The 9,905-nt window shown below is 44.0% G+C and carries 13 protein-coding genes and 1 pseudogene; 13 read left to right on the plus strand and 1 reads right to left on the minus strand.

Features of this window, described 5'->3' with window-relative positions; genetic code table 11:
* Positions 1-59 precede the first annotated feature (59 nt).
* The 11 genes and pseudogenes from J7J01_05935 to J7J01_05985 all read left to right on the plus strand — a co-directional run bounded on the left by J7J01_05935 (position 60) and on the right by J7J01_05985 (position 7,810).
* Positions 60-725, plus strand: a pseudogene (locus J7J01_05935) (energy-coupling factor ABC transporter permease).
* Positions 718-1,008, plus strand: a complete 291-nt coding sequence (locus tag J7J01_05940; protein MCD6210416.1) for a hypothetical protein — start codon at positions 718-720, stop codon at positions 1,006-1,008. The pseudogene J7J01_05935 and the gene J7J01_05940 overlap by 8 nt, the downstream one beginning before the upstream one ends.
* A gap of 134 nt (positions 1,009-1,142) precedes the next feature.
* Positions 1,143-1,964: a cobalt ECF transporter T component CbiQ gene (cbiQ, locus tag J7J01_05945; GenBank protein MCD6210417.1), complete on the plus strand. Its 822-nt coding sequence runs from the start codon at positions 1,143-1,145 to the stop codon at positions 1,962-1,964.
* Entirely contained in the window at positions 1,961-2,815 is an 855-nt protein-coding gene (locus J7J01_05950) for an ATP-binding cassette domain-containing protein (GenBank protein MCD6210418.1), read from the plus strand. The genes cbiQ and J7J01_05950 overlap by 4 nt, the downstream gene beginning before the upstream one ends.
* Positions 2,816-2,862: 47 nt before the next feature.
* The gene (gene cbiT / locus J7J01_05955; GenBank protein MCD6210419.1) at positions 2,863-3,477 is read left to right on the plus strand and encodes a precorrin-6Y C5,15-methyltransferase (decarboxylating) subunit CbiT; all 615 of its coding nucleotides are present in this window, start codon (positions 2,863-2,865) and stop codon (positions 3,475-3,477) included.
* Complete coding sequence (cobI, locus tag J7J01_05960) at positions 3,474-4,205, plus strand: precorrin-2 C(20)-methyltransferase (protein ID MCD6210420.1); 732 nt, start codon at positions 3,474-3,476, stop codon at positions 4,203-4,205. Before cbiT ends, cobI begins: the two co-directional genes overlap by 4 nt.
* A gap of 68 nt (positions 4,206-4,273) precedes the next feature.
* The gene (gene cobM / locus J7J01_05965; GenBank protein ID MCD6210421.1) at positions 4,274-5,059 is read left to right on the plus strand and encodes a precorrin-4 C(11)-methyltransferase; all 786 of its coding nucleotides are present in this window, start codon (positions 4,274-4,276) and stop codon (positions 5,057-5,059) included.
* Positions 5,056-5,451, plus strand: a complete 396-nt coding sequence (locus J7J01_05970) for a hypothetical protein (protein MCD6210422.1) — start codon at positions 5,056-5,058, stop codon at positions 5,449-5,451. Before cobM ends, J7J01_05970 begins: the two co-directional genes overlap by 4 nt.
* Positions 5,438-5,845, plus strand: coding sequence for a cobalamin biosynthesis protein (locus J7J01_05975; protein ID MCD6210423.1), 408 nt, complete (start codon positions 5,438-5,440; stop codon positions 5,843-5,845). The genes J7J01_05970 and J7J01_05975 overlap by 14 nt, the downstream gene beginning before the upstream one ends.
* 11 nt (positions 5,846-5,856) lie before the next feature.
* A complete protein-coding gene (gene cobJ / locus J7J01_05980) occupies positions 5,857-7,347 on the plus strand; it encodes a precorrin-3B C(17)-methyltransferase (GenBank protein MCD6210424.1) in 1,491 nt (496 codons plus the stop codon).
* A gap of 319 nt (positions 7,348-7,666) precedes the next feature.
* On the plus strand, positions 7,667-7,810 hold the full coding sequence (locus J7J01_05985; GenBank protein ID MCD6210425.1) for a dual specificity protein phosphatase family protein: 144 nt from the start codon (positions 7,667-7,669) through the stop codon (positions 7,808-7,810).
* An 18-nt stretch (positions 7,811-7,828) separates the two neighbouring features.
* On the opposite strand, the gene J7J01_05990 is transcribed toward J7J01_05985, so the two are convergent.
* Positions 7,829-8,869 carry a hypothetical protein gene (locus J7J01_05990; GenBank protein ID MCD6210426.1) on the minus strand — a complete coding sequence of 347 codons (1,041 nt, stop codon included), beginning with the start codon at positions 8,867-8,869 and terminating at the stop codon, positions 7,829-7,831.
* An 89-nt stretch (positions 8,870-8,958) separates the two neighbouring features.
* Here J7J01_05990 and J7J01_05995 point away from each other — a divergent pair, with 89 nt between their 5' ends.
* Both J7J01_05995 and J7J01_06000 read left to right on the plus strand, forming a co-directional pair.
* The gene (locus J7J01_05995; GenBank protein MCD6210427.1) at positions 8,959-9,216 is read left to right on the plus strand and encodes a glycosyltransferase family 1 protein; all 258 of its coding nucleotides are present in this window, start codon (positions 8,959-8,961) and stop codon (positions 9,214-9,216) included.
* 4 nt (positions 9,217-9,220) lie between these two features.
* Positions 9,221-9,766, plus strand: coding sequence for a CopG family transcriptional regulator (locus tag J7J01_06000; GenBank protein ID MCD6210428.1), 546 nt, complete (start codon positions 9,221-9,223; stop codon positions 9,764-9,766).
* The last annotated feature ends 139 nt before the right edge of the window (positions 9,767-9,905 follow it).

Genomic DNA, 9,905 nt, shown 5'->3' on the forward strand with positions numbered 1-9,905 from the left:
AAAAAACAAGCTTTTAAATAGACGTCTTTCAACAAGACCTATAATTCGGTGATAAAAAGATGCATATATCAGACGGTATATTGACGCCAGAGTGGTGTTTAGTATGGTTTGCAATCGCCATACCCTTTATAGCAATAGGGGTATGGCAGATGAAGAGGGGCACAAAAGAGAACGCATCGTATCTGCCGATGCTTGCAATGATGGGCGCTGCGGTCTTCATAATCTCCGTCTGGCACATTCCTGTACCGGTAACGGGATCGTGCTCACATCCGATAGGCACACCGATGTCAGCGATAATTGTCGGTCCTTTTCCAACTGTGGTACTGAGTACGATTGCACTCTTCTTCCATACGTTTTTTGGTCATGGTGGACTCACAACGCTCGGTGCGAATACAGTATCAATGGGTATTATAGGGACATTCGGTGGTTATCTCATCTACGTACTGCTGAGGAAGATAAACTCGCCGTTGTGGGTTGCCGCAGGGATGGCAGGATTCGTAGGTGATATATTGTGCTATTTAGCGGCAGCACTTGAACTCGCATTGTCGCTCAATCCCGGTTCTGTGCTCTCACACTGGGCAATCTATTCACTGGGATACATGCCGACGCAGTTGCCACTTGCAGTTGCCGAGTTTGTGTTCAGCGCAGGCATTGTGCAGTATATTGCAGACAGGAGACCAGACCTTATGCTGGGGAAGTTATGGGGGGAGGTAACAGATGCTTGACCGATTTACAAAGACGGCTTTGGTTCTGATGGTAGTACTAACTGCGATCTTCATTGTCGGTGCGTATCTTGGCTATATAGGCGGTCATGAGATGGAAGGGACAGATGCAATAGTGGAGGAACACGCGGCGAGCACTGCTGTAAATGTCGAGGCAACATCGTCAGTTCCTGCAATTACCGACATGGTAGGAGAGCCGTTGGGCTTCACAATTGCGGGAATAGTTGCCGGCTTTATAGTCGGTTATTTATGGACAGGGCTATTCAGGAGGGAGGAGAATGCTTGAATGGCTGTCTGGCGACCCGTTGTGTGGAATTGGAACCACAATTGGGTTCTTTGTATTCCTGATCATCGGGCACTATCTGCGACTGCTAAGGGAAACGAAATAAAATAAGGATAACGATAAAGAACAGATAAACGATGCGTTTCACGGATATAATACAAGAAGTAGACTTTGAGAGACTGGTAGTAGGTAGCAATTCGGTAATCCACCGGCTTGATGCACGTGTAAAGCTTTTAGGAGCTTTTGCACTTATATTCGCTGTCATTTCCATGCATAGCCCTACTATCCCTCTCGTTATATTTCTTTCTGCCACACTTATTGCTCTCGCAATCAAAATACCGCTGCGGACATACCTGAAAAGGTTAGTTCTGCTTCCGTTCTCTGTTGCGGCTGTCGTGCTTGTCGTTGTTATATTCACGTATGGCGGTGAGCATCAAATAGCATCCCTCTTCGGGCTGCCAATCTACCATGAATCGTGCTCGTTTGCCGTTTTGCTTTTCGCACGAATAATTGCATCGATTTCTATATTGAGCGTGTTTGTAGCTACTACAGAGGTGTTGGCGGCGGCGGAAGCAATGCGTTGGTTTAAGGTGCCAAAGATTATGGTTGACCTCGCTATAATGATGCTGCGCTATATCCATCTGCTATCTGAAGAAAGCGTAAGGATGTACAGAGCACAAGCATCAAGGTGCGGCTTCTCCCGTAGACTCAGCTATAAGCAAAAGATGAATAATCTCGGTACCATTGCAGGTTCGCTCATCTTGAGGGCATTAAAACGCGGTGAACGTGTATATGCCGCAATGCTGTCACGTGGATATAACCCGGATTCCAAGCTTACAGAAATCGAACCGTTATCATTAAAAAACGCTCTATTATGTGCTATAATTATCCTGACTTCGGTACTACTTGTAATTGCTGACCATATAGGTATAGTACCTGGAGTAGTAACCTGGTTATGAAGTGTGCAGTAAACGTAACGGACCTCTTCTATACATATCCAGACGGAACAGAAGCGTTGAAAGGTGTTAACTTTAAGGTAATGGAAGGCGAGAGAGTAGCGGTTATTGGCTCGAATGGCAGTGGTAAATCTACTCTATTCTACCATCTTAATGGCTTATTTTCACCCACGAAAGGCACGGTTCTTATCAACGAGGAAGAGATAACAAAGACTAATTTAGATAAGATAAGGATGACGGTAGGACTTGTATTTCAGGACCCGGACGATCAGTTGTTCGCGCCGACAGTATGGGAAGATGTGGCATTCGGACCGAGGAACATGGGACTTTCAAAGCGCGAAGTGGCAGAGCGAGTAAATAGCGCATTGAATATGCTGCACATAGCGGATTTGAAGGATAAGAGACCGGACAATCTTAGCGGTGGTCAGAAGCGATTGGTTTCTATCGCAGGAGTTCTTGCAATGAATCCGGAAATCATTGTGCTGGACGAACCCACGTCTAATTTAGACCCCTGCACGTCAAGTGCAGTGATGCACCTCTTAGTGGATTTGAGCAGAAGGATGAATATCGCATTGATTATCGCCACTCATGATGTGGATGCGATACCACAATATGCGGACAGGATATATGTGATGCACAGGGGGCGGTTCGTGGCAGAAGGCACGCCTGAGGCGGTCTTTTCTAATGCCTCTGTCGTAAGAGAATCACACTTGAGGTTGCCGCGAATCGCGCGTTTGATGGAAATACTACATAAAGAGGACAATTTACCACTAAAAAATCCGTATCCTTTGACTATTAGAGGGGCGAGAAATGAAATAATGAGAGTAATAAATGATAAAAGGATAAAAGGATAAGGATGAGAAAGTGAAGGAAAAAGGGAAACAAGAAAAACAAGAACGATATGAGTGACGTGGAACAGAATCTGGGAGTGAAGCAGGAGTGGCAATATAAAACAACCGGAATACCTGACAGCTTGTTCTCAAGATCGAAAGCAGGCTTGACAAGAGAAGAAGTTCGCTCGATCATCACCTCAAAAGCCCGGATAAAAGGAACCGAGCGAATTTTAGATGTGGGCACGGGCTCAGGAAGCGTTTCTATCGAATTCGCACTGTTAGGTTGCGATGTCACGGCGGTGGAGAAGGACGAAGAGAATTTCGAGATAGCGAGAAAGAATATAGAAAAATTTGGACTGGGTAACAAAATCCAGCTTAATTTTGGTGAAATGGAACATATCAATTTATCAGATACAGATAGTTTCGATGTTGCCTTCTTCGGCGGCACGGACAATCTTGAGAAATCGTTTGAGAACGTGTTCAAGCATTTGAAGACGGGAGGTAGAGTTATTATTGCAGCAGTCAGACTTGAGACTGTGGTGGAAGCCATAGCAGTATTGAAGAACAGAGGTATCAATCCTGAGGTTCTGAATATCTGCTTGAACAGGGGCAAGGACTTGGGTGGTAAAACCGCACTCGCTCCTTCTTATCCGGTATTCCTGATATATGGAGACAAGAAATGAGAATCCGCAAGCTATATGGAATAGGTGTAGGACCGGGCGACCCGGAACTGCTCACTCTGAAAGCATACAGAATACTCAAGGAAGTGGATATGATAGTTGCACCGAAGTCGAGGGAGGATAAAAGGAGTCTGGCTTTACTCACGATTGAAGGGATTATGAAGCGAGAAGAAAAAGAGTGGGAAAATGAGCCCATCGTTGTTGAACCGGTGTTCCCGATGACGAAAGACCGTGATAAGCTGGAACAGTATTGGAAAAAGGCGCGTGAGGTCGTGCTGGCGAGGGCAGAAGCAGAAGCAAAAGGTAAGGGATGTGAAACTGTGGCTTTCGTCACACTGGGAGACCCAAGCATGTATTCCACGTTCTACCGGTTCATGGAGATTTTTAAAGATGTCATGGAGGAGGTAGAAGTAGTACCCGGAGTTACATCCTTCTCGGCTTGTTCCGCTATCGCCAAAGTCCCTGTTGCGGAAGGAAATGAAATCGTTTCTATTGTTCCCAATGTAAAAACCCAGAATGCTCTTCGAGTAATCGAAAGTTCAGATTCCCTGATCTTCCTCAAACCCAAAAATATGGACGTGATTGAGAATAAGCTGGGCAATAAAAAAGCCATTTTAGGTGTCAGAGTGGGATTTAAAGACCAGGAAATAATCACAGGAGAAGTTAGTGAAATAGACGTGCCAACTCATTACCTTTCCACTCTTATCGTAAAGAACAACCCACGAGCTTAGATATAGATAAGACTATGATTATGACTATGATTATGACTATGATTATGACTATGATTATGACTATGAAAATGAATATGAATGTGAATATGAATGTGAATATGAATGTGAATATGAATGTGAAACCGAAAGTAGTATTTGTAGGTGCAGGACCGGGCGACCCCGAATTACTCACCCTTAGAGGAAAGCGGGAAATAGAGAATGCTGATGTGATAATATACGCAGGCTCGCTCATCAACAAGGAGATCTTAAAATACGCAAGAGAGGATGTGATAGCCATAGACAGTCATGGAAAGACCAGAACTGAGATATTTACCCTTTATGAACAGTTTGTTGTGAAAGAGGGTAAGGTAGTAGTGAGGCTCCATTCAGGCGACCTGAGCTTCTATTCCGCTATTCAAGAGCAGATGGAATTTCTAAACTCTAAAAATATAGAGTTTGAAGTTGTTCCAGGCGTTACTTCTTTTTCCGCTGCTTCTGCATCTTTAAAAAGAGAATTCACTTCGCCTGGCATATCGCAAACGCTGATAATCACGAAACCGACAGGAAAGACCGGTAAGCCAGAGAAGGAAAGCATAAAGGAACTATCAACGCATGGTGCAACAATGATAGTCTTTCTTGGTGTTCATCTCATTGACGATATCGTTTCTGAACTCCGGGTAGGCTATCCTCCTGAGACACCAGTAGCGGTGGTTCATAAAGCGTCATGGACGGAAGAGGAGATAATAAAGGGCACTCTGGAGAATATAGCGGACAGGGTTAAGAGTGCGGGCATAAAGAGCCAGTCATTGATAATTGTGGGTGATGTGCTTGAGAAATCAGGCATCTCAAAATTGTATGGCGGAGGTTTAAAATGATTGCCATCTTCTCGCTCGCTCAGAAATCGGTTGCTGTTGCGGAAAAGGTGAAAAGCGTGCTCTTAGCCGAAGGATTCGATGCTGAGCTGATATGTTCGGAAAAAATCTCGTGTGATGGCGCAGATGAGAAGGTGAAAAGCGTTTATCACGCCATAAAAGAAAGTTTCAAAGCGCACAAGAACATCGTCGCTGTTCTGCCTATGGGCGTAGTGGTGCGGGCAATAGAGCCGAAGAAGAAGACCGAAGACCCCTGGGTGGTCTGCATAGATGAGAATGGCAGGTATGTCATACCGGTACTGAACGGGCATAGAGGAGCAAATGAATTCGCAAGGCTTATTGCAGAAGGGATATCCGCAGAACCGGTGATAACAACTCTCTATGAAGATGAATAACAATAATAGGGATTTTTATATCGGTCTTGGATTTCATAGCGATGTTGATGCTGGAGAGATAGAGCAGGCGATTCGCGAGTTCCTGGAGGAGTTGGATATAGAACAGAATGAAGTTAAAGGTTTATGCACCGTGGATTTCAAAAATACGGAGGAGTTGCAAGAGGTTTCTGCTAAGTTCGGGATTCCAATACTTCTCTTTACGCGGGATGAGATAAACTGTGTGGATGTGCGGTCGAGAAGCGCAGCAATGGACGCATTTAACATAAAAGGCGTTGCAGAACCCTGTGCCATTCTGGGAGCGAACAGAAATAAAGGCAAAATCAAATTCGTGAAGAGGAAATCATTCAATAGAAGGATAACACTGGCGGTGGTGCTTAAAGAGAGGGATCTATAGGGAGGGAATAAGTGAATATGTTATCGGTAGTGGGAATAGGACCTGGTGCTCAGGATTTACTGACAGAAAGGGCGAGAGCACGGATTTCAAGTGCTGATGTTATTATGGGCAACGAGAGATACATAGAGCTAATAAAGGACACCATTCCGGGGAGTGCAGAAGTGATAATAGGCAAGATGGGGACAGAGGTAGACCGAGCGAAGAAGGCAGTTGAGCTGGGTAAGCACAAGAACAAGAACGTTGTTGTTGTCTCGGGAGGTGATGCGGGTATTTATGGTATGGCAGGGCTAATAATCGAGGTCATGGGCGATTCAGATTCAGGAATAGCCTCAAAGCTGGATAGGGCGATGGAGATGGAGATGGAGATTGTTCCGGGCATAACGGCGGCATCCGCATCGGCTGCCTTACTTGGTGCACCGCTCTCAAATGATTTCGCAGTTGTCAGTTTGAGTGATTTGCTGGTGCCGTGGAGCGAGATAGAGAAGAAACTGGAAGGCTTAGCAAAGATGGACATCACTATAGTGATATATAACCCAAAGAGCAAAACCAGAACGGCTCAGTTGGAGAAGGCATACGAGATTCTCATGCGGTTCCGCAATGCGAATACAGTCGTTGGTATAGTAAGAAATGCCGAGCGGGAGGGATGCGAAGTTGTGATAACCACATTAAAAGATTTGCCAGGCTACTATCACCGTATAGATATGTCAACGACAATTATTATTGGCTGTTCGGGTACGAGAAAACTCGGTGCACGAATGGTGACACGAAGAGGATATGAAAGGAAATACGATTATGAGAGAGGAGACGTGAATGAAGAGGATGAGGGTATAGCAGTATCACCAGCACCAGCAGCGGGTTGTGGTTATGTAGATGCGGGAAACAGGGTGTGGGAGAAGAGCAAGGCAATTGTACGTGATATTGTGTCGAAATATCAGGGTTCGTTAAGTTTAAGTGACCTGGAAAAAAGAGTTGCGGGACGCGTAGTTTTTGCCAATGCCGACCCTTCGTTTCTTGATTTGCTTGTGTTCAAGCACCATCCGGTTGAAACAGGGATACGCTGTATAAAAAATGGGAAAATGATCATTACAGACATAGAAATGGTAAAAGCGGGCATCAATAAGAGATACAGCAAAAAAGTACAGTGTTTCGTGAATGCGCCAGAAACAATAGAGATAGCGAAACGCGAAAAGCTCACGAGAACTGCTGCGGGAATCCGACTTGCAAAGGAGAAGAGGCTTATTCATGGTAACATCGTGATTATTGGGAACTCACCTTCGGCATGCCAGGAGCTTTGTGCGCTTGTCGAGAAAGGAGGCGCGAGCGAAGAGCAAAAGCCTGCTCTTGTCGTTGCTACTCCCGTTGGGTTCGTCAACGCAGCGGAGATGAAGGAGAAGGTATTGTCTATGGGTAATATCCCCTGCATTGTGATAAGAGGACCAAGGGGTGGAACTCCTTCTGCGGTGGCGATTATCAATGAGATAATTGAAATTGCACATCGGTAGTTTGTGAATAGCGAGCTGTTTAGCCCGGATAAGGGGGAAATGGTGTCGGTTTTGGTCGAAATGGGTAGACCGTTTAGCGTAAGATGAAATTCATCTTAGACAATCTGGCGATTGGCAATTATGAAGATGCCTTAAACCCTCATTCTGGGATCACTGCACTATTAAATGTAGTTAAGGAGCAAATGTAGCTAAGGAGCTGGGTATTGAAACAGAACTCCTCTACCACAAAGTTCCCTTCATTGACATGCAGCCTATACCCCAAAAACCGATGGCAGAAGCAGTAGAATAGATTAGAGACCATATAGACAGGTATAAAATAATGGTCTTCTGTAATGTGGGCATTGGGCGTTCTCTTTCCGTTGTAATAGGTTATCTTTGTTGCATCATGGGGTATAGTTTTGGCGATGCCGTGGAGTTTGTAGCCAGAAGAAAGTCTGACATCTCGATTCTTCCCGGGGGCTGATAAGAACCATTGAAGATGTTAAATTGAAATGCCCTGAGCTAACTTAAAAGGGTCAGAGGCGATAACAGAAGCGGCATAAAGTTCCATCGCTCCTATATCCGAATTCCTATCCTCTAACGAACCCCTATCTACAAGCCTGATGATATGATAATCCCCCAACTGAAAGATAGCCAAATTGAACGATTGCACACCTATGTTCAGATACGCCCTCAATAATTTGTAGATCGTATCTGCCATTTTATCACTTCTCCTCGCTTCGCTGATAACAAAAATCTCTTTCTCTTTTATTGGCGTCAAATAAAACAAAATCCTTTCGCTTTTGTTCTCCTTCGTAAGCCCTAAACTCTCATGGACTCTGTATAAATCCTCGATATAATCGGTATTAAATTCCCTTTTATAATCCGCTGCAACTTTTTCTAAAAGTTCCAATTTACCATACCTCATCCTCGAAGCAGTTAATTGTATATGCCCGTGAATAATCGAAGCTCCACTCCGCCAGAGGCAATTCCATATAAAGAACCTCTGCAATTTCTTTTTCATCTTCGCTAATTTAGAAACCTCTTCGAACCAGCGCTCCCCGGTTCTTAAGTAATCCTCTACCCATTCCCTCTTTATCACTAAGGGATTGTGTTCATTGAAAATTATCAAGCTGTGGAAAGCATCATACTTTGCTATATTGCTCCCCGTAATACAATATTTTCCTTTTAGCCTGCCAAACACATCTGCCGGCATCTGTTTTTCTGGATTACAAAAAAGACATTTTTTCTTCTCTTCCAGCTCTTCCCACGCAATCGCGGATTTCGCTTCCACAGGTCTATCACTCCTTAACCTGTTAAATAAGCTGTGTTCACCGGTAAACTTATTTTTAATAGCGACTATTTGCTGCTTTTCCACTCGCTCAAGAGACCAAAACCGCTTTTTCGCCCAGTCCTCCATCCCCACAGGAATCTTTAGGCTGCCAGTGGAAATATCAATCGAATAGAAGCGATAGAACAACTCCCTGATATCTCTTGGAAGCTGTTCAACCTCTCTGTCGAGTTCCGTTATTTTGTATTTCATTTCTTGTATCCTATATTCCACACATCTTGCTATAAAAACCTTTTCGGGGGAATTCAAATTTAGAGCATAGATTTTCTGCTGGCATTCCGTTGAAATTGATAGAAGCCATGAGTTTTGGCGTTCCTTCCGTAGTTTCTGAATTAACCGCCTCGCAACTTGATTTAACAGATGGTACCGAAGTTTTGGTAGCGAAAAGTACAGAAGAATTTGTACAAAAAGTTATAAAATTATATCGAAATGAAAAATTATGGTATAAAATACAACAACGAAATGCCATTGAATATGTTCGGGTCGGGAAAGGGGCTACAAATGAGCGAATGTTAATTAAGTATTGGGATGATAGGTAAAAGTATGAAAGCGCCGGAAAGAATCACAGTCGCTATGGATGAAGACACCTTCGCTGTGTTCAAAAAGATGAAGGACGATTTGGGGTTATCGCAAAGCGAGCTGATGCGAGAAGCATTGAAGTTTTACAGCAAACACAAAACGTTGTTTGAATCCATTGAAGATAAGAAGGTTTACGCGCATGCCGAGATGCTTTCGGCTGGCGAACATGTCATCCTGGACATTGATCATTGGCTCTTATTTCTGAGCTTTATCGAATCGCATCCTGACAAAGATAAGTTCTGGGACTTGCATCGTGAAGTGTGCCAGGCGCATGCAGAGCAGTTCAAACACAAATCTTATCGTGCGGAACATATCTTAAAACGACTTGAAGCTTGCAATTTCTTTAAATTACATAAAACATCCAGAAGCGACTTCACGCTGGTTTTGGGTTCTGATGTGCCAAAGAAATTCGTTAAAACGGAGCTTGAGGAGATCTTCGCCGGGATGGGCTTTCAGGTGGAGATAAAGGAAGATTTCGCAAAGCTGCGGGTGAAGGTCTTGCACGATTGATTGTATAATAAAGTATGACTTCCTTCCATTTTATTTCATTGAATTGAATGAAAATTCTTGGTAGTGTTTCATCATCAGTTAAAATTCACCTCCAGCAGATATAATTTCAACCTCACCTTTTATAAATCTTAAGTTATCA

It is taken from the genome of Methanophagales archaeon (genome assembly GCA_021159465.1).
In the GTDB taxonomy this organism is placed as follows: Archaea; Halobacteriota; Syntropharchaeia; order Alkanophagales; family Methanospirareceae; genus G60ANME1.

Bases quoted from the DNA above. Each gene is read 5' to 3' on its own strand.
- J7J01_05940 (MCD6210416.1), top strand. From the start codon at position 718: ATGCTTGACCGATTTACAAAGACGGCTTTGGTTCTGATGGTAGTACTA.
- J7J01_05970 (MCD6210422.1), top strand. From the start codon at position 5,056: ATGATTGCCATCTTCTCGCTCGCTCAGAAATCGGTTGCTGTTGCGGAA.
- J7J01_05950 (MCD6210418.1), top strand. From the start codon at position 1,961: ATGAAGTGTGCAGTAAACGTAACGGACCTCTTCTATACATATCCAGAC.
- cobM (MCD6210421.1), top strand. From the start codon at position 4,274: ATGAATATGAATGTGAATATGAATGTGAATATGAATGTGAATATGAAT.
- cbiQ (MCD6210417.1), top strand. From the start codon at position 1,143: ATGCGTTTCACGGATATAATACAAGAAGTAGACTTTGAGAGACTGGTA.
- cobI (MCD6210420.1), top strand. From the start codon at position 3,474: ATGAGAATCCGCAAGCTATATGGAATAGGTGTAGGACCGGGCGACCCG.
- J7J01_05985 (MCD6210425.1), top strand. From the start codon at position 7,667: ATGGTCTTCTGTAATGTGGGCATTGGGCGTTCTCTTTCCGTTGTAATA.
- J7J01_05975 (MCD6210423.1), top strand. From the start codon at position 5,438: ATGAAGATGAATAACAATAATAGGGATTTTTATATCGGTCTTGGATTT.
- J7J01_05990 (MCD6210426.1), bottom strand. From the start codon at position 8,869: ATGAAATACAAAATAACGGAACTCGACAGAGAGGTTGAACAGCTTCCA.
- J7J01_06000 (MCD6210428.1), top strand. From the start codon at position 9,221: ATGAAAGCGCCGGAAAGAATCACAGTCGCTATGGATGAAGACACCTTC.
- cbiT (MCD6210419.1), top strand. From the start codon at position 2,863: ATGAGTGACGTGGAACAGAATCTGGGAGTGAAGCAGGAGTGGCAATAT.